Source organism: Lentzea nigeriaca, from assembly GCF_016907955.1.
Lineage (GTDB): Bacteria > Actinomycetota > Actinomycetes > Mycobacteriales > Pseudonocardiaceae > Lentzea > Lentzea nigeriaca.
In genome coordinates this window covers 28,988-47,452 of the sequence record NZ_JAFBCX010000009.1, presented here as the reverse complement: position 1 = coordinate 47,452, position 18,465 = coordinate 28,988, and the positions used below count along the sequence as shown (strand labels likewise).

Annotated in this window: 18 protein-coding genes; 8 read left to right on the top strand and 10 right to left on the bottom strand. The window is 68.3% G+C overall.

Annotated elements, in window-relative coordinates; genetic code table 11:
• The first annotated feature begins 36 nt into the window (after positions 1-36).
• The gene (locus JOD27_RS28580; protein WP_204765389.1) at positions 37-555 is read left to right on the top strand and encodes a hypothetical protein; all 519 of its coding nucleotides are present in this window, start codon (positions 37-39) and stop codon (positions 553-555) included.
• 156 nt (positions 556-711) lie between these two features.
• Here JOD27_RS28580 and JOD27_RS28575 read toward each other — a convergent pair whose 3' ends face one another.
• The 6 genes from JOD27_RS28575 to JOD27_RS28550 all read right to left on the bottom strand — a co-directional run bounded on the left by JOD27_RS28575 (position 712) and on the right by JOD27_RS28550 (position 7,696).
• The gene (locus JOD27_RS28575; RefSeq protein WP_204765388.1) at positions 712-1,011 is read right to left on the bottom strand and encodes a hypothetical protein; all 300 of its coding nucleotides are present in this window, start codon (positions 1,009-1,011) and stop codon (positions 712-714) included.
• Positions 1,012-1,175: 164 nt separating this feature from the next.
• The gene (locus JOD27_RS28570) at positions 1,176-2,840 is read right to left on the bottom strand and encodes a fumarate hydratase (protein ID WP_372441753.1); all 1,665 of its coding nucleotides are present in this window, start codon (positions 2,838-2,840) and stop codon (positions 1,176-1,178) included.
• Positions 2,841-3,081: 241 nt separating this feature from the next.
• On the bottom strand, positions 3,082-4,068 hold the full coding sequence (locus JOD27_RS28565) for a sigma-70 family RNA polymerase sigma factor (RefSeq protein ID WP_204765387.1): 987 nt from the start codon (positions 4,066-4,068) through the stop codon (positions 3,082-3,084).
• A 249-nt stretch (positions 4,069-4,317) separates the two neighbouring features.
• The gene (gene dtd / locus JOD27_RS28560; protein ID WP_204765386.1) at positions 4,318-4,743 is read right to left on the bottom strand and encodes a D-aminoacyl-tRNA deacylase; all 426 of its coding nucleotides are present in this window, start codon (positions 4,741-4,743) and stop codon (positions 4,318-4,320) included.
• Complete coding sequence (locus tag JOD27_RS28555) at positions 4,740-6,194, bottom strand: DUF7782 domain-containing protein (RefSeq protein WP_307830370.1); 1,455 nt, start codon at positions 6,192-6,194, stop codon at positions 4,740-4,742. The genes dtd and JOD27_RS28555 overlap by 4 nt, the downstream gene beginning before the upstream one ends.
• 14 nt (positions 6,195-6,208) lie before the next feature.
• Positions 6,209-7,696, bottom strand: coding sequence for a PucR family transcriptional regulator (locus tag JOD27_RS28550; protein ID WP_204765384.1), 1,488 nt, complete (start codon positions 7,694-7,696; stop codon positions 6,209-6,211).
• 76 nt (positions 7,697-7,772) lie between these two features.
• On the opposite strand from JOD27_RS28550, the gene JOD27_RS28545 reads away from it, so the two are divergent.
• Entirely contained in the window at positions 7,773-8,087 is a 315-nt protein-coding gene (locus JOD27_RS28545) for a DUF3099 domain-containing protein (protein WP_204765383.1), read from the top strand.
• 213 nt (positions 8,088-8,300) lie between these two features.
• On the opposite strand, the gene JOD27_RS28540 is transcribed toward JOD27_RS28545, so the two are convergent.
• Together JOD27_RS28540 and JOD27_RS28535 are read right to left on the bottom strand one after the other, a co-directional pair.
• Positions 8,301-9,179, bottom strand: coding sequence for a carbohydrate kinase family protein (locus JOD27_RS28540; protein ID WP_204765382.1), 879 nt, complete (start codon positions 9,177-9,179; stop codon positions 8,301-8,303).
• Entirely contained in the window at positions 9,176-10,066 is an 891-nt protein-coding gene (locus JOD27_RS28535) for a pseudouridine-5'-phosphate glycosidase (RefSeq protein ID WP_204765381.1), read from the bottom strand. Before JOD27_RS28535 ends, JOD27_RS28540 begins: the two co-directional genes overlap by 4 nt.
• Positions 10,067-10,097: 31 nt before the next feature.
• On the opposite strand from JOD27_RS28535, the gene JOD27_RS28530 reads away from it, so the two are divergent.
• Positions 10,098-10,349 carry a DUF3039 domain-containing protein gene (locus JOD27_RS28530; RefSeq protein WP_204765380.1) on the top strand — a complete coding sequence of 84 codons (252 nt, stop codon included), beginning with the start codon at positions 10,098-10,100 and terminating at the stop codon, positions 10,347-10,349.
• Between the two features lie 31 nt (positions 10,350-10,380).
• On the opposite strand, the gene JOD27_RS28525 is transcribed toward JOD27_RS28530, so the two are convergent.
• A complete protein-coding gene (locus JOD27_RS28525) occupies positions 10,381-11,469 on the bottom strand; it encodes a YihY/virulence factor BrkB family protein (RefSeq protein ID WP_372441752.1) in 1,089 nt (362 codons plus the stop codon).
• Between the two features lie 168 nt (positions 11,470-11,637).
• Between JOD27_RS28525 and JOD27_RS28520 the strand changes: the two genes are divergently transcribed.
• On the top strand, positions 11,638-13,323 hold the full coding sequence (locus JOD27_RS28520; RefSeq protein WP_204765630.1) for a DEAD/DEAH box helicase: 1,686 nt from the start codon (positions 11,638-11,640) through the stop codon (positions 13,321-13,323).
• A gap of 125 nt (positions 13,324-13,448) precedes the next feature.
• Here JOD27_RS28520 and JOD27_RS28515 read toward each other — a convergent pair whose 3' ends face one another.
• Positions 13,449-14,267, bottom strand: coding sequence for a class I SAM-dependent methyltransferase (locus tag JOD27_RS28515; protein ID WP_204765378.1), 819 nt, complete (start codon positions 14,265-14,267; stop codon positions 13,449-13,451).
• Between the two features lie 48 nt (positions 14,268-14,315).
• Here JOD27_RS28515 and JOD27_RS28510 point away from each other — a divergent pair, with 48 nt between their 5' ends.
• From JOD27_RS28510 to JOD27_RS28495, 4 genes are all read left to right on the top strand, one after another.
• A complete protein-coding gene (locus JOD27_RS28510) occupies positions 14,316-14,912 on the top strand; it encodes a TetR/AcrR family transcriptional regulator (RefSeq protein ID WP_204765377.1) in 597 nt (198 codons plus the stop codon).
• A gap of 130 nt (positions 14,913-15,042) precedes the next feature.
• Positions 15,043-16,164, top strand: a complete 1,122-nt coding sequence (locus tag JOD27_RS28505) for a sugar ABC transporter substrate-binding protein (RefSeq protein ID WP_204765376.1) — start codon at positions 15,043-15,045, stop codon at positions 16,162-16,164.
• Between the two features lie 75 nt (positions 16,165-16,239).
• A complete protein-coding gene (locus JOD27_RS28500; protein WP_204765375.1) occupies positions 16,240-17,013 on the top strand; it encodes an ATP-binding cassette domain-containing protein in 774 nt (257 codons plus the stop codon).
• Between the two features lie 20 nt (positions 17,014-17,033).
• Complete coding sequence (locus JOD27_RS28495) at positions 17,034-18,461, top strand: sugar ABC transporter permease (RefSeq protein ID WP_204765374.1); 1,428 nt, start codon at positions 17,034-17,036, stop codon at positions 18,459-18,461.
• Positions 18,462-18,465 lie beyond the last annotated feature (4 nt).

Sequence of the window (18,465 nt, the reverse complement as noted above, 5' to 3'; positions counted from 1 at the left end):
TCTGGCCCCTTGGCCTGGTTTGCAAGGATGGTGCGCATGAGACACGTCGTCGCTGCCGTTGCTCTCGTCGCCGTGCTCGCCGGGTGCTCGTCCGGCACGCAGTCCGGCGCGCCCGGCTCGTCCAGCGGCGTTCCCACGACGGGCACGTCCACGCCCGGCTCCACCGCTTCATCCGGCACGAACCCGAGCGCTCCGGTCCAGCCACCGGTCTCGATCTCGGAGGAGAAGCCGGTCGTGCCGCCCAACGTGACGCCGGTGCCCAAGGAGAAGGTCGACACGACATCGTTGTCAGACACCTACCGCGACGAGGTCTACGTCTTCGGCGACGGTCGTGACATCGAAGTCTTCGGCATGGGCGGCGGCTGCAAGGAGGCACGTGCGGAGGTGTCCGGCCAGTCCGCCGATCTCGTGCAGATCACGCTGATCACGATCACCAAGCAGCCTCCGGGCATGGTGTGCACCCAGGAGATCCGCCAGGTACCGCTGACCGTGCGCCTGTCCGCGCCCCTCGGCAACCGCCGCCTGGTCCTGGAGTCCCGCGAGGAGACCGGCTGATATATGGATCTCCGCCTGGGGGCTCGCGTACTGCACGTGTACGACGTAGGGGACGGTGTGCCGGTGTTCTGGCACCACGGCACGCCCACCCTCGGCCTGCCACCGGAAACCGCTGTTCCGTCCGGGCGTGCGCTGGTTCTCCTACGACCGCCCCGGCTACGGTACGTCGACCGCGGTGCCTGACCGGACGCTGACGTCGGCAGCAGCCGATATATCGCATATCGCCGACGCGCTGGACATCAGGTCGTCGAACCCGCGCTGGCCAACGGCCCAGGTCCACTGATCGACGACGACCTCGCCCACGTCGCGCCGTGGGGTTTCGACCCGGCGTCCATCAGCGCGCCCACCCTGCTGCTGCACGGCGACCGCGACGGTACGGCCCCGGCCGCCCACAGCCGGTGGCTCGCCTCCCGCATTCCCGGCGCCGAACTCCGGCTGACCCCGCACGACGGCCACATATCAGTTCTGAACCTCGCCCCAGCCGCTCTTGACTGGCTCCTGGCTGACCTGCTCCTTAGCAATGACTCTTTTGACGACGTCGTCAAAAGAGTCATTGCTAAGGCCCGTAAACGCGACAGCCGAGCCAACCGATATATCAGCTGGCCCGGCTGTGTCGGTGGTCAGCGGCGGAAGCTGATCTGCAGCGTCGGAGCGGACGTCTCGGCGAAGAAGTCGTTGCCCTTGTCATCGACGACGACGAAGGCGGGGAAGTCCTCGACCTCGATCTTCCACACCGCTTCCATGCCGAGCTCGGGGTACTCGAGGACCTCGACCTTGCGGATGCAGTCCTGGGCCAGGCGCGCCGCCGGGCCGCCGATCGAGCCCAGGTAGAAGCCGCCGTGCGACGCGCAGGCGTTGGTGACCTGCTTGGAGCGGTTGCCCTTGGCGAGCATCACCAGCGAGCCGCCCGCGGCCTGGAACTGCTCGACGTAGGAGTCCATGCGGCCGGCGGTGGTCGGGCCGAACGATCCGGAGGCGTAACCCTCCGGGGTCTTGGCCGGGCCCGCGTAGTAGACCGGGTGGTCCTTGAGGTACTGCGGCATCTCCTCGCCGGCGTCGAGACGTTCCTTGATCTTGGCGTGCGCGATGTCGCGGGCCACGACCAGCGGGCCGGTCAGCGAGACGCGGGTCTTCACCGGGAGCTTGGTGAGGACCTCGCGGATCTCCGACATCGGGCGGGTCAGGTCGATGCGGACGACCTCGTCGGACAGGTCCTCGCCCTGCACCTCGGGCAGGAACTGGGCCGGGTCGCGCTCCAGTTGCTCCAGGAACACGCCCTCGGGCGTGATGCGGGCCTTGGCCTGGCGGTCCGCCGAGCACGACACGGCGACGCCGACCGGGCAGGAGGCACCGTGGCGGGGGAGCCGGATGACGCGGACATCGTGGCAGAAGTACTTGCCGCCGAACTGGGCGCCGATGCCGAAGTTGCGGGTCAGTTCCAGGACCTGCTGCTCGAGATCCGTGTCGCGGAACGCGTGGCCCAGCGGCGAGCCCTCGGTGGGCAGGGTGTCCAGGTATCGGGCCGAGGCGAGCTTCGCGACCTTGAGGTTCTGCTCTGCGGACAGACCGCCGACGACGACCGCCAGGTGGTACGGCGGGCAGGCCGCGGTGCCGAGCGAGCGCAGCTTCTCGTCGAGGAACGACGCGAGGCGCTTCGGGTTCAGCAGCGCCTTGGTCTCCTGGTAGAGGAACGTCTTGTTCGCGCTGCCGCCGCCCTTGGCCATGAACAGGAACTCGTACACGGGCTCCTGGCCGGGCTTGTGGAAGACCTCGATCTGTGCGGGCAGGTTCGTGCCGGTGTTCTTCTCGTCCCAGAACGTCACCGGCGCCATTTGCGAGTAGCGCAGGTTGAGCTCCTGGTAGGCCTCGAAGACGCCGCGGGCGAGGGCCTGCTCGTCGTTGCCGCCGGTCAGGACGGTCTCCGAGCGCTTGCCCATGATGATCGCCGTGCCGGTGTCCTGGCACATCGGCAGCACACCGCCCGACGAGATGGCGGCGTTGCGCAGCAGGTCCATCGCGACGAAGCGGTCGTTGCCCGACGCCTCCGGGTCGTCGATGATCTTGCGCAGCTGGGCGAGGTGCGATGGACGCAGCAGGTGCTGGATGTCACGGATCGCTTCCTTCGCGAGCAACGTCAGCGTCTCGGGCGCGATCTCGAGGAACTTGCGGTCACCGGCCTCGATCAGCTTCACCCCGTCCGACGTGACGAGGCGGTACTCGGTCTCGGTGTCCTTCGCGAGCGGAAGGACGTCGGTGTACTCGAAAGTGGTGGGCACGGCGTACACAACTCCAACGGTGTGCAGTTCGGATCAGAAAACCGTACCGCCATCAATCGGGCGTTCTGATGTGATCCCTGACCACCGTGGTCAAAAGCACGGAAGGCCGGGGCAGCCCCCGGCTGCCCCGACCTTCCTTCGTGTGCGACTTCCGACTCTCGACGGGCGTCGCGTGGCTCTGGTAACGCCCGACCGTGCCGTGAGTTGAGTCACAAGTCAATACTGCCGGACAGGTGAAACCTGACCGTGACTACGAGGCGTACGCACGCAGCTTCGCGGCGCGTTCGCCCTGCCGCAGCTTCGACATGACCTCGCGCTCGATCTGCCGCACCCGCTCCCGCGACAACCCGAACCGCTTGCCGATCTGGTCCAGCGTGCGGGGCTGACCGTCCTCGAGGCCGTAGCGCAGCCGGATCACAGCCTGCTCGCGCGGTTCGAGGGTCGCCAGCACGCGGCGCAGGTCGTCCTGCAGCAGGCCGGAGATGACGGCGCTCTCGGCGTCGGTGGCGTCCGAGTCCTCGATGAAGTCACCGAGGGGAGCGTCCTCTTCGGTGCCGACCGGCATGTCGAGCGATACCGGGTCACGAGCGTGGTCGAGCAGGTCGGCGACCTTGTCGACGGACAGGCCCGACTCCTTCGCGAGCTCCTCGTTCGTCGCCTCGCGGCCGAGCGTCTGGTGCAGGTCGCGCTTGATCCGCGCGAGCTTGTTCACCTGCTCGACGAGGTGGACGGGGAGGCGGATGGTGCGGCCCTGGTCGGCCATGCCACGGGTGATGGCCTGACGGATCCACCACGTCGCGTAGGTCGAGAACTTGAAGCCCTTGGTGTAGTCGAACTTCTCGACCGCGCGGATCAGACCCAGGTTGCCTTCCTGGATCAGGTCCAGCAGCGGCATGCCGCGGCCGGTGTAGCGCTTGGCGAGCGATACGACGAGGCGCAGGTTGGCCTTGAGCAGGTGGTCCTTGGCGCGGCGGCCGTCGCGGACGAGCTCCCCCAGCTCTTCGCGGCGGGTGGGCGTGAGGCGCTTGGCCGTCTCCATGACGTACTGCGCGAACACACCGGCCTCGATGCGCTTGGCGAGCTCCACCTCCTCCTCGGCGGTGAGCAGCGCGGTCTTGCCGATTCCGTTCAGGTAGACTCGAACCAGATCGGCTGCTGGCCCCTGGGCGTCGAGGTCGTGGTCGACGACAGGCGTGTTCTCTCCGACTTCACGGTCGGAGATCCTCGTGACGGTCATGGATCTCCCTCCCCCTGCTGCGGGCGACGCTGCTGTCGGTCAGGACAGTCGCGCGTGGCGGTCAAGGCGGCGCGGCGCTGCGCCCTGGTTGCCGGTTGCGGCGGGCCCGCTCGGGATCCCATCGCTAGCTGGCTGATACCTGGGTAACGAAGACGATTCCGAATTCGTTCCCGACTTCCTGACCTGAAGACGTCACCGCTGTCACAGCGGTTGCGCGACTAATCTGAGGATTGGCTGAGAACCGTTTAGTCAGACCTCGACGAGCACGGTGAACGGGCCGTCGTTCACGCTCCGTACCTTCATCATCGCCCTGAATCGTCCCGTTTCGACGCGCGCGCCCTTTTGGAGTAGTTCCTGCACGACGGCGTTCACCAAGGGTTCCGCGTGCTCGGGGCGCGCGGCCGCCGTCCAGGACGGGCGGCGGCCCTTGCGGGTGTCGCCGTAGAGCGTGAACTGGCTGACGACCAGCAGCGGAGCACCGGTCGACTCACATGACTGCTCGTCGTCGAGGATGCGCAGCCCGTGCAGCTTCTGGGCCATTTTGCGGGCGTGCTCGGCCGTGTCGTCGTGGTGGACGCCGAGCAGCACCAGCAATCCGGGTTCGTCGATCGCGCCGACGATCTCCCCTTCGACTTCTACGCTCGCCTCTGTGACGCGCGCCACAACAGCTTTCACGCCGGAATCAACATTCCGTGTCGGATGAGATCACGCACGATGGGCAACGCCGCTTCTGCATCGATTTCTCCGTAAGCGAACTCGAGCAGTGAGAGCAGGTCTTCCAACGGCAGCGCACCCGTGCACCCGGCCACTAGCTTCGCGGTCGCCTCGTCGACCTCGTGCTGCCAGCCGGGCCCGTCGGTGCGGTGCAGCCGTGCCACGACCTTGCGCCAGCCCTCGTCGCTCGGCTCGGACACCTCTTCGAGCAGCACGGTGTCCGCGACCCGGAACCGCTGACTCAGCAGGTCGGAGTTCGCACGCAGCCACGTGACGTTGTCGAGCCACCGCGCCGCCTCCGGACCCAGCGGGTCGTCGTAGGCGTGGCGAAGGTCTTCACACACGACCTCGGAGTGCATCTCGTCGGTGCGCCGCAGCGTCACATACCCGAAGCCGACGCCTTCGACCTGGTTCTCCTCGAACCAGTCGAGCCAGGCTGCCGCCTTCTGCTGACCCTCGGGGCTGCGCGGGTCGACCCCCGCGTCCTTGAGCCACGTGCCGACGTACAGGGCGGGCTCGGCGATGTCGCGTTGCACGAACCACGCGTCCAGCCCGCCGCGCGGCAGCCAGCCCGAGACGCGCTCGGCCCAGTCCTCGCCCTTGCGGTGCAGCCACGACGCGAGCAGCTGGCCGACGCCACCTTCGTTGAGGAACGCCGGCAACTGCCGGATGACCAGCGCCGACGCGTCGTCACCGCCGAGGCCCGAGTCGCGGTAGACGTAGTCGACGCGCGGCGGGCCGACGACGAACGGCGGGTTGCACACGACCTGGTCGAACCGCCGGTTGCGGACCGGGCCGAACCACTCGCCCCGCAGCGTCTCGACGTCGAGGTCGTTGATGCGGAACGTGCCCTGCGCGAGCCTCAGCGCACGCTCGGACAGGTCGGTCGCGGTGATGCGTTCTGCGTGCTTGCTGGCGTGCAGAGCCTGGACGCCGCAACCGGTGCCGAGGTCGAGGAGCGTGCCGACCGGGGTGCGCCTGGTGGCGCGGGCGAGGCTGATGGAGGCATGGCCGACGCCGAGCACGTGGTCCTCGGGGACCGCTCCGCCGCGCAGGTCGGAGTCGAGGTCGGCGATGACCCACCAGTTGTCCTCGTACGGCCGCACGTCGAGGCCCGCCCTGAGGTCCTTGGTGAGGATCTCGTTGGTGACGGCATCGTCGATGTCGACTCCGTCGAGTGCCTTGCGGACGTCCTGTTCAGGCTCCTGGTCGCCCAGCAGGAACAGACGGATCAACGTGCCGAGCGTCCCGGCGTCCCTGCTGGCGCGGCGGGCGGGCTCGGGCTCGCCACGGCCGAGTGCGGCGTGGGCCTGCGGGCCGAGAGCATCGACGACGCCGTCCGCGGTGTAGCCGGCGTTCAGGAAGGCGTCGCGCAGACGGCCGCACAGGTCAACGGAGAGATCGGGGTGCACGAGAGCACATGTTTTCACGTGCGCGTGATCGAGAGCGCGATGGCCATGGCGAGTCGTTGATCGGGATCGTCGAGGGGGAGTGGCGTCACTTCGGCCATCTTCTGCATCCGGTACCGCAACGTGTTCGGGTGCACGTTGAGCTCCCGTGCCGCTGCCCGCACATCGCCTTGGGCCGCGAGCCACGCCTTCAACGTTGCCGCATACTGCGTCCCGTACTCGGCGTCGTAGCGCAATATATTGGATATCGGCCCGCGCGTCGGAAGACGTCCAGCGTCGGCCACGGCAGCGAGCCGATGCAGCAGAACCCGTGCCCAGGCGTCGTCGTACACCACCGGCGCACCCGTGGAAAGGGCGAGACATTCGTCGGCTTCCTGCCGTGACGTCGGCAGCTGCGTCGCCTCCGCCGGCCCGCCGATCCCTGCCAGTACCGTGGCCTCGGCGGGCAGTTCGCGAACCAGCGAGCGCACCCACTCGACGGCATCGTCGGCGGCCGGGATGACCGTGTAGAGGACGTTGCCGAACAACGCGCTCCGCCCAGGCCTCGACCAGCCGAACCCCGCGGTCGCCCGTTGGAACGCCAGCACCGCCGCACCGTGCTCACCCTCGCCGGCGTGGGCCTGGACAGCGATCACACGCAGGTCCGCGGACGGCAGCCCGAGCCGGGCAACGTCGGAGGACTCGGGATGTTCGAGCAACCTGATCACCAGGTCCGCCTCGGCCTGGCGTTCGAGGTCCGTCGACGCCCGCGACCTGAGCAGGTGCAACGCCGCCGTGCGCGCGCCGTCGACCAACGCCGCCGACCGTGCGGCATCAACCGGCCCCGTCACCTCCACCCACACGCTTCCCAGCAGCTCACGGCCCGCGCGCACGGCGGCGACGAGCCGGTTGCCCAGCTGCGGCGTCAGCTTGGGGACGAAGATCGGTTCGTCGGACGAAGCAAGGTGCGTGAACACACCGAACTCGTCGAGCGCACGCCGGGCCTCCTCCGGCACACGACGGCCGAGGATGGTCTGGACGCGCACCGGGTCGACGTCCTCCTGACGATAGGAGTACGCGAGCACGCGCGACTGCTGGTCCTCGATCGTCACCGGCCCGCCGACCACACCAGCGATCACGTCGGCAAGGCCGAACAGGTCACCGGTGCGAGTGCCGCCGTTGACCAACGTCTGTGTGACGTTCGCGAGCTGACCCCACGGCACCGACGGGTCCACGAGCAGCACCGCCGCGCCGGACTTCCTCGCGGCGACGACAACACGCTCGTCGAGCGGCGGTTTGCCGTGCAACACCACAGCTGAGGCCACCGTCGAGGACACGAGACGCGCCGCGGCGGCGACCGACGGCGTGCCCAGCCCGAGCAGAACGTCTCCCGCGGCTGCCGGCGTGTTTTCCGCCGGATCATGGAGGGCAACCCCACGTAGCTCGACGTCCCGACCTCGCGGTGCGCACGCCAGATGCGTGCCCAGACTGCCGAGCACGTCCACGAGGCGATCAAGGGCGACCACTTGCGGATGTTAACCGCCGACCAGGTGTCCCCACCGTCACTCGGACGTGGGACCATTGGCACGTGGAGGTGGTGTCGTGAGCAGTCCCGACCGGAACGACACCCCGGTGTTGATCACCGAGGCGGCCCCGTCCTACGAGGAACAGCACGCCGCCCGGCGCCGCAAGTACGCGATCATGATGAGCCTGCGCTTCCCGTGCCTCATCCTCGCGGCTCTCTTCGCCCACACGTGGTGGCTCGCACTCTTCTTCATCGTGCTGTCCGTGCCGCTGCCGTGGATGGCCGTCCTGATCGCCAACGACCGCCCGCCGCGCAAGGCCGAGAAGGCCAACCGCTACGAGGTGGAGCGCCGCGCGATCGCACCCAAGAGCACCACGGTCATCGACGGCTGACCGGCCGCCAGCCCGCTCACCGACCGCGCCGCCGCATGCCTCACCCTTAGCAATGACTCCTTTGACTTCGTCCGCAAAAGACTCGTTGCAAAGGCCGACGTGCCTCGCCACCTTTGCAATGAGTCTTTTGACTTCGTCCGCAAACGTTTTTTGCATGCGGCGTGGCCGCTGGGACCGGTTAACAACGCGGTCGGTGTTGGCCTCAGGGGTGGTTTAGCGCGGTGGTTGGGCGCCTACGACGCTGACGGCGCGAGAGCCGGCGCGGACACCGCCGAGGAGGGCGTCGTGCTTGGACGCGCCTGCGAGCCAGGCCGCCAGGAAGCCGGCGTCGAAGGCGTCGCCGGCGCCTGTTGAGTCGACACACTCGGTGACTTCAGCGGGAACCGAGATGATCTCGTCGGCGTCCACCCACGATGCGCCGTCGGGGCCCGTGGTCACCACGACAGCGCCGACGTGGGTCAGCAGGGTCTTGGCCGCGGCGGGGTCGGATGAGCCGGTCAGGGCCATCAGTTCGTCGGCATTGGGCATGAGGATGTCAACGCCGCGCACGTCGTTCATGAAGGCCTCAGCGGAGTGGATCAGCACCGCCGCCTGGGGATCCACCGACGTCGTCCAACCGGCGTTGCGGGCGGCTTCCAGGGCTGCCAGGCCCGCGGGGCGCGAGGTGGAGTCCAGCAGCACATAGCCGGAGAGGTGCAGGTGGCCATGCGCGGCGGCAAGCAGGCCGGGATCCAGATCGGCGGGAGAGAAGCGGGCGTTGGCGCCTCGGTCCGGGAGCATCGAGCGCTGGCCGTTCTCGTCGACCAGGACGACCACGCAGCAGGTCGCGAGGTCCGGGTCGACGGCGAAGGCGCACTGGACCCCTGCGGAGGTCAGCTCGGCGTGCACCTGGCGCCCGGCCGAGTCGGCGCCTACCCGGGCTACCAGGACCGGGGAAGCGCCGCACGCGGCGAGCCAGACGGCGGTGTTGGCGCCCGCGCCGCCTGGCTCGATCGTCACCTTGGCGCGGACGTCGCCGCCGTGGGCGATGGGGCCGGTGTGCCGGGCGACGACGTCCAAGCCGGCATCGCCCACCACGACAACTGGCCTCATCGGAAGAGCTCCACGGCGACCTTCGAGGCGACGGAGGCGTTGTTGACGACGAGCTCCTCGTTGGCGTCGAGGCTCACGCCGGCGCTCGCGGTGTGGAAGTGCTCCAGCAGGACCGGGCTGACGTCCTTGCCGCGGACGTCCTGGTCGACGAGCTTCTGCAGGCCCTCGGCGAGGAGGCGGTCGTGCAGGGCCGCGTCCATCTCGTAGGCGGCCGGGATCGGGTTCGCCAGGAGCATGCCGCGGCCGCCCTCGGCGAAGACCGCCGCGGCCTCCGCCGGGTTCTCGACGCGCCACGGCACGTCGAACTCCGACTCGCGGCGGTAGAAGGCGGGGAAGCGCGAGGTCTGGTAGCCGATCACCGGCACCGAGCGGGTTTCGAGGACCTCGAGGGTCGCGCCCATGTCCAGGATCGACTTCACGCCCGAGCAGACGATCAGGACCGGGGTGGTCGCCACCACGTCCAGGTCCGCGGACACGTCCCACGTCTCGCGCGCGCCTCGGTGCACTCCGCCGAGGCCGCCGGTCGCGAACACGCGGATGCCGGCCTGGTGCGCGAGTGCGGTGGTGGACGCCACGGTCGTCGCGCCGCTGCGGCGCAGGGCGTAGGCGGCACCGAGATCGCGCAACGACAGTTTGGCCAGGTCACCCGACGTGCAGACGCGGTCGAGCTGGGCTTCGGAGAGGCCGATGTGCGGAACACCGTCGAGCACGGCGATCGTCGCGGGCACGGCACCTGCCTCGCGGACGACCTTCTCCAGGCGTGCGGCGACGGCCAGGTTGCGCGGGGCGGGCAGCCCGTGGGACAGGATGGTGCTCTCAAGAGCGACGACGGGCCGGTTCTCGGCCAGTGCGGCGGCTACTTCCTCGGCGATCTGCAGCGTGGTCACGAGGGGACATCATCCCAGGTACCCTGGGCGGGTGAGCACCCAGACTCTCCCCGAGGTCGACGTACGGCCGGAAGGCACCGACCACACCGGGGACGACGCCCCGAAGATGTTCCACTACGTCCGCAAGGCGAAGATCGCCGAGAGCGCCGTGATGGGAACGCACGTGGTCGCGCTGTGCGGCGAGGTCTTCCCGGTGACGCGGTCGCCGAAGCCCGGTTCGCCGGTGTGCCCGGAGTGCAAGAAGATCTACGACAACCTGCCTGCCGGTGGTGGCGGCGAGTAAGCCGTGAGACGAGCAGCGGGGGCGGCTTCGGCTACCTCCGCTGTTTTTCCTCCTCCGGTGACGGCCGCGGGTCCTGGATCTTGAGCGGTGCCGTCAGCTGCGTGTCAGCGGGCGACGACGCCGAGTAGCTGTCGTTGTTCGTCTCCTGTGCGGGCGCGGCGCTCTCGGAGCGGATGCGGGACGCGGCGCGTTCCATCTCCAGACGGCGCCAGCGGCGGCGCTGGCGCCGGGTCATCTTGGCCGGCCACTCGTCCTGGATGGCGCTGTTGAAGTACGCGCCGATGGTGATCGCCAGGCCGATGAAGAACACGAAGAGCAGGAACGCGATCGGGGTCGCGAGCGCGCCGTAGGTGTACCCGGTGGTGGTGATCCACTGGATGTACAGGCGCAGGCCGATGGACGACAGGATGAACACGGCCATCGCGAGGATCGCGCCGGGCAGCACGCGGTGGTACGGCAGTTTCCGCGGCAGGGCGAGCTTGTAGAGCATCGACAACGACAGCACGAGCAGCAGCGCTACGCCGGGGTAGTAGAAGCGTCCCACCCACGTCGTGATGTAGGGCTGCCAGGACGTCGGGAAGAACTGCGGCAGGATGTCCGGGCCCAGCGCCAGCACCGGCAGACCGACCACGAGGGCCACGAGCGAGACCAGGTAGAGCAGCAGGGCGAAGATCCGCTGCCACAGCTCGTTGCGCACGCCGTACTGACCGTGGGCCACGGTGATCGCGTCGACGAACGACGACATCGCCGACGACCCCGCCCACAGCGAGATCAGGAAGCCGACGGAGACGATCTCGCCCTTGCCGGTGCTGAGTATCTCCGCGACCGTGGGCGCGATCACGCCGTTGACCACGTCCGCGCTGAAGATCGTGCGGGTGAACCCGATGATCTTCTCCTGGACGGCCTCCACCACCTCGGGACCGAACCAGTCGCCGAGGTAGCCCATCGCGCCCAGCACACCGAGCAGGAGTGGCGGGAACGACAGCGTCTGCCAGAACGCCGCCTCGGCCGCTTCTGAGAAGATGTTGCCCTGCCACGCCTTCGACAGCGTGCGCGCGAGTAGACGCAGCGGCCCCTTGCGGCCGGACCTGCGTGCGTCGTTGTCGGTAGGCGCACCCATCGCAGGGACAAGCATGGTGCATGCAGCCACGTTTCGCGGCATCGGCGCCGTGAACAGGTAGAGTCACGGTGCCCTCGGCAACGGTCTGCCTGAGGGCAGTTGCATGTCCAAGCCATGTCCGACCTGCACAAATGAGGAGAAACACGTCTCGTGACAGCGACAGCAGCAATGCGACCGCTGCGGGCATGGCAGCGCCGAGCGCTGACCAAGTACCTGGCCGCCAAGCCGCAGGACTTCCTCGCCGTCGCGACACCGGGCGCGGGTAAGACGACCTTCGGACTGCGCGTCGCCGCCGAGCTACTGGCCGACCGGACGATCGAGGCCGTCACGATCGTCACGCCCACCGAGCACCTCAAGCACCAGTGGGCGAAGGCCGCCGCCGAGCAGGGCATCCACATCGACTCGAACTTCCGCAACACCAACGCGATGACCTCCCGCGACTACCACGGCGTGGCCGTGACATACGCGCAGGTCGCCGCCCATCCGACACTGCACAGGGTGCGCACCGAGAACCGCAAGACGCTGGTGCTGCTCGACGAGGTCCACCACGGCGGTGACGCCAAGTCGTGGGGTGAGGCGATCCGCGAGGCGTTCACGCCCGCGGTCCGCCGGCTGTGCCTCACCGGTACGCCGTTCCGTTCGGACGACTCGCCGATCCCGTTCGTCACCTATGAAGAGGGCCCCGGCGGCTTCAAGACGTCCAAGGCAGATCACACCTACGGGTACTCCGACGCGTTGCGCGACGGCGTCGTCCGGCCGGTGTTGTTCCTGGCGTACTCGGGCGAGGCGTCGTGGCGGACCAGCGCGGGCGAGGAGTTCACGGCGCGGCTGGGTGAGCCGCTGACCCAGGAGCAGACCACCCGCGCGTGGCGCACGGCCCTGGACCCCGCGGGCGACTGGATGGCCTCCGTCCTGCGCGCCGCCGACCAGCGACTGACCCAGAAGCGCGAGAACGGCCTGCCGGATGCCGGTGGCCTGGTGATCGCGACCGACCAGGAGACCGCGAAGGCCTACGCACAGGTCCTCCAGCGCGTCACGGGCCACATCCCGACGCTCGTCCTCTCGGACGACCCGAAGGCCTCCGGCAAGATCGCCGAGTTCGCCGCGACGAACGAACGCTGGATGATCGCCGTCCGGATGGTGTCCGAGGGCGTCGACGTGCCGCGTCTCGCCGTCGGCGTGTACGCGACGTCGTCGTCGACACCGCTCTTCTTCGCCCAGGCCATCGGACGCTTCGTTCGTGCCCGCAAGCCCGGCGAGACTGCCTCGGTGTTCCTGCCGTCGGTGCCCGTGCTGCTGCAGCTCGCGTCCGAGCTGGAGGCCGAGCGTGACCACGTGCTGGGCAAGCCGCACCGTGAGAAGGACGGCTGGGACGACGAGCTGCTCGCGGCCGCGAACCAGGCCAAGGACGAGCCGGGCGAGGACGAACGAGCCTTCACCGCCCTGGGCACCACGGCCGAGCTCGACCAGGTGATCTTCGACGGGGCCTCGTTCGGCACGCCGACGTTCGCGGGCTCGGAGGAGGAGCAGGAGTACCTGGGTCTGCCGGGGCTCCTCGAGCCCGACCAGGTGCGCACCCTGCTGCTGCAGCGGCAGGAGGAGCAGCTCGCGTCCGCGGCCAAGCGGCCCAAGCCCGAGGTGGCGGTACGGGAGGCGAGGCCTGCCAGCGTGCAGGAACGCCTCGCCTCACTCCGCAAGGAGCTCAACACCCTCGTCGCCATGCACCACCACCGCACGAAGAAGCCGCACGGCAAGATCCACAACCAGCTGCGCGAGTACTGCGGAGGGCCGCCGACCGCGATGGCCAGCATCGAGCAGCTCGAGGAACGCATCGCCACCCTGCGCTCCTGGTAGGACACCCCAGATGGAAAACCCCTGCTAGAGCAAGTGCTGACCTTTGCAATGAGTCTTTTGACTTCGTCCGCAAACGTTTTTTGCATCCGCCTTGGCGGGTGGGCGGCAAGCTGATATGCGATATATCAGTTGCGGGTGACGGCTACGGCGAGGGTTTTGTAGTTCGAGGTGAAACTGCCTCCGACTGCGTCGACCGCGGTGCGGACGCCGTCCAGGAGTTCGGCGGTCTGTTCCCTGGTGAGCAGGGCGATGGGGCTCATCGTGAGGATCAGGTCGACGTACTCGGCAGTCGTGTAGGTCTTGTCCCAGTCGGTGCTCCACTGGCCGAGTTCCGAGAACTCGCCGGTGGCGACGAACTTCTCGGCGGTGCGCTCGCAGCCCCACTGGTAGAACTTCAGCGCTTCCTCGCGAGAGTGGCCGACGCGGAACGTCGTGTCGGGCGCGATTCGCTGATAGGTGTCGGCGAGCGCCTGTGCGACCGAGTCCGGCGTCGAGAACACGTGCCACAGCGCGATGAACACGCCACCGGGTCGTAGCACTCGCGCGGCCTGACGTGGGCCCTGTTCGGGATCGACCCAGTGCCAGGACTGGCCGGCGACGACGGCGTCGAACTCGCGGCCGGCGGGATCCCAGGTCTCGAACTTCGACACCTCGACCTGTACGCCCGTCTCGCGGGCGAACCCGGCCATGAGTTCGTCGTGTTCGACGCCGATGACCTCGCATCCGGCGGCGATCAGCTGGCGGGACAGCGTGCCGGTGCCGCAGCCGACCTCGACGACGCGTGGGCCTGGGCTGGCGGTGACGGCGCGTTCCACCAGCTCGTCGGGGTAGGGAGGCCGGGTGCGGTCGTAGCGGGCCGCGCCCGTTCCGAACGACTTGGCCAGCCGTTCGGCGAGCTGCTTGTCGACCTTCTCCGGCTCTGGTTCGTTGGCTAAAGTGGGCATGTGCCCACCATAGTGGGCAAGCGCCCACTTGAGCTAGGAGAAATCGGCGTGCCCACCGGTGTGCACCTACGCGACGTGCGGGAACAGCTGTTCGATGCTGCGGAGCGGCTCCTGGTCGAGGGTGGGCCAAGTGCGCTCACCAGCCGTGCGGTGACGACCGAGGCGGGCGTGGCCAAGGGGGTGCTGCACCGGCACTTCGACGACTTCGACGCGTTCCTCGCGGAATTCATCCTCGACCGCGTCGACCAGATGGACGCGCGGGCGGAGGCCCTCCTGCGGGCCGCGGGCACCGGATCCGTCGTGGACAACCTCGCCGAGGCGATCGCCGCGGTCTTCGGCTCGGCCGCGGTCGCGATGGTCGCGCTCGTGACGTTCCGGGACGACCTGCGCCGGCGGCTGCGCGAGACGTGGCCCGCCGGTGTTCCGGTGCTGACCGAGGCCGCGATCATGATCAAGGACTACCTGGAGCGTGAGCGCGAACTGGGCCGCGTGGGTGATCTCGATGCCGACAGTGTGGCGCCGATGCTCATCGGCACCGGGCACTTGCTCTTCGCCGATCGGGAGAGTCCGCCGCAGATAGACGTTGTACGCCGAATGGTCGCAAGCGTTGTTGCGCCGTGGTTACGTCCCCACAACTCTGGGTGACTAAATTTCGCCACGGTTACCGCATCGTTGCGACTTAATCGATCCAGTGTGGTTCCGGTCACGCATATGTCGGGCATACGTTGTGCGCCACAACATTCTCTGTGACACAGCGCAGTGAAAGGGATGGCGGATGCGCAGCAAGAGCCTCGCTTCCATCGCCGTTGCCGCGGGCCTCGCCCTGGCGGTCTCGGCGTGTGGCGCCAACACGTCCTCCGGTGGAGGAAGCACCAAAACGAACTCTGGCAGCGGCGGTGGCCCGAAGGTTGGCGTGATCCTGCCCGAGACCGCCTCCTCCGCCCGCTGGGAGGGCTTCGACAAGCCGCTGCTCGAGGCGGCTCTGAAGAAGGAGGGGCTCGACCCCGACATCCAGAACGCACAGGGCGACGTCCAGAAGTTCAGCACCCTGGCCGACGGCATGATCAACGCCGGCGTCAAGGTCCTGATCATCGCGACGCCCAACAGCGAGGTCGGCGCCTCTGTGGCCAAGAAGGCCCAGGCGCAGGGCATCCAGGTCATCGACTACGACCGCCTGAACCTCGGTGGCACCTCGTCCTACTACGTGTCGTTCGACAACGTGAAGGTCGGCGAGCTGCAGGGCCAGGGCTTCGCCGACGCGATGAAGGAGAAGCCGCAGGGCGCGAACGTCATCGAGATCGAGGGCGCGCCGACGGACAACAACGCCACCCTGTTCCACCAGGGCCAGGAGAAGGTCCTCAAGCCGCTGTACGACTCGGGCAAGCTCAAGCTGGTCCAGTCCCAGCCGATCGACAACTGGGACAACCAGAAGGGTGGCCAGGTCTTCGAGCAGATCCTGACCAGCAACGGTGGCAAGGTCGACGGCGTCGTCGCCGCCAACGACGGCCTCGCCGGCGCTGTGATCACGATCCTCAAGAAGGTCGGCCTGAACGGCAAGGTCCCGGTCACGGGTCAGGACGCCACCCCGGACGGTCTGCAGGCCGTGCTCCGCGGTGACCAGTACATGACGGTCTTCAAGCCGATCAACCTGGAGGCGGAGGGCGCGGCCAAGCTGGCCGCCGCGCTCGCCAAGGGTGACACCGCCGCCGCCGACGCGCTCGCGTCCGCGAAGGAGAAGGACCCCAAGGGCAGCCGCGACGTCAAGTCCGTGCTGCTGACGCCCCAGCTGATCACCAAGGCCAACGTGAAGTCCGTCGTGGACGCTGGCTTCGTCAAGGCCTCGGACATCTGCGTGGCTGACACCCAGGCCGCCTGCACCGAGCTCGGCATCAAGTAGGACCGCTTGCGTCATGGCGGGGTGCGGAACCTGCGCACCCCGCCTCGGCGCGTGGTAATCACGGAGGAATCCCCAGTGAGCGAGCCGATTCTCGAGCTGCGCGGCATCAACAAGAGCTTCGGTCCCGTGCACGTCCTGCACGACATCGACTTCACCGTCAACCCCGGTGAGGTCACCGCGCTCGTCGGCGACAATGGCGCGGGCAAGTCGACGCTGGTCAAGTGCATCGCGGGCATCCACCCGGCCGAGTCAGGCGAGATCCTGTTCGAAGGCGAGCCGGTGCACATCAAGGGCCCGCGCGACGCCGCGGAGCTCGGGATCGAGGTCGTCTACCAGGACCTCGCGCTGGCCGACAATCTCGACATCGTCCAGAACATGTTCCTCGGCCGTGAGCGCACCAAGATCGGGCTGCTCGACGAGACGGACATGGAGCAGGCGGCGCGCAAGACGCTCGCGTCGCTGTCGGTCCGTACGGTCAAGTCGGTGCGAACGCAGGTCTCCTCGCTGTCCGGCGGTCAGCGCCAAACCGTCGCGATCGCCAAGGCCGTGCTGTGGAACAGCAAGGTCGTGCTGCTCGACGAGCCCACCGCGGCACTCGGTGTCGCCCAGACGCGCCAGGTGCTCGACCTGGTCCGCCGACTCGCGGAGCAGGGCCTGGGGGTCGTCCTGATCAGCCACAACATGAACGACGTGTTCGAGGTCGCCGACCGCATCGCGTGCCTGTACCTGGGCCGGATGGCGGCAGTGGTCGGGTCGAAGGACGTCACACACGGACAGGTGGTCGAGCTGATCACCGCCGGCCGTTCCGGTGACCTGGGCATCGCCCGCCCCGAGGCGGCGACGATCTGATGAGTTCCGAAGAGGCGAGCATGACCAACACCACCGATACGCCCGCGCAGGAAACCCCGCAGGGCGCGATCTCCGACTTCGGCATCGACACGACGTCGCAGTCCACCGGCGAGGCGGTGCGCGACTACTGGGCCAGGGTTCGCGGCGGCGAGCTCGGCTCGCTGCCCGCGCTGCTCGGGCTCGTCGTGCTGCTCATCGTGTTCAGCTCGTTGTCCGACACGTTCTTCACCCTCGGCAACCTCGCCAACCTGCTCCAGCAGGGCGCCAGCATCACGATCATCGCGATGGGCCTGGTGTTCGTGCTGCTGCTCGGCGAGATCGACCTGTCGGCCGGTACCGCGTCCGGTGTGACGGGGTCGGTGATGGCACTGCACCTCATTCACAACGGCAACCTGCTCGGCGGCATGGGCGACACGGTGTTCTACATGTTCTGCGGCCTGCTGGTGCTCGCGATCGTGCTCTCGGCGCTGATGAAGGTCTGGGCGGGTACCGCGCTCTCGGCCGTAGCGCTGATCATCGCCGCGGTCGGCATCCCGGCGAACGCCTGGCTGGAGATGCTGCTCGCGGTCTGCGTCGGCGCGGCCATCGGCTGCATCACCGGCTTCCTGGTCGCGAGGGTCGGCATCCCGTCGTTCGTCGTGACCCTGGCGCTGTTCCTGGTCTGGACCGGTGTTGTGCTGCAGTTCATCGGCCAGGGCGGCACGCTTGGCTTGCGCGATGACACGATCTTCAACGTCGCCAACGGCAACCTGAACTTCGTGGGCTCGTGGGCGTTGTTCGTCATCGCGGTCGGCGGTTACGCGGCGGTCGTGCTCACGAGGCACTTCTCCAGGCTGCGCAGGGGACTCGTGGCCCAGCCCACGACGCTGGTGCTGATCAAGATCGGCGCCCTCGCGCTGCTGGCGGCAGTCATCACCTACGCGCTCTCGATCAACCGGGCGCCGAGCAACCTCGTGGTGATCCAGGGCGTGCCCTACGTGGTGCCGCTGGTGCTCGTGCTGCTGGTGATCGGCACGTTCGTGCTCGACCGCACCAGCTACGGCCGGCACATCTACGCCGTCGGCGGCAACAAGGAGGCCGCGCGCCGCGCCGGTATCAACGTCGAGCGCATCCGCATGAGCGTGTTTGTGATCGCGTCATCCCTGGCCGCGATCGGTGCGATCGTGTACTCGTCGAAGGTCGGCTCGGTCGACCCGAACGCCGGTGGCGGCGACACGCTGCTGATGTCGGTCGGTGCGGCCGTCATCGGTGGCACGTCGCTGTTCGGCGGCAAGGGCCGGCTGCGCGACGCCGTCATCGGTGGTGCGGTGCTCGCGATCATCCGCAACGGCATGGGCCTGCTCCATCAGCCCGCCGCGGTCGTGTTCATCGTGACCGGTCTCGTCCTGCTGCTCGCCGCGAGCGTCGACGCGTTGTCCCGCCGCAGGGCGGCCAACGCGGCTCGATGACGAG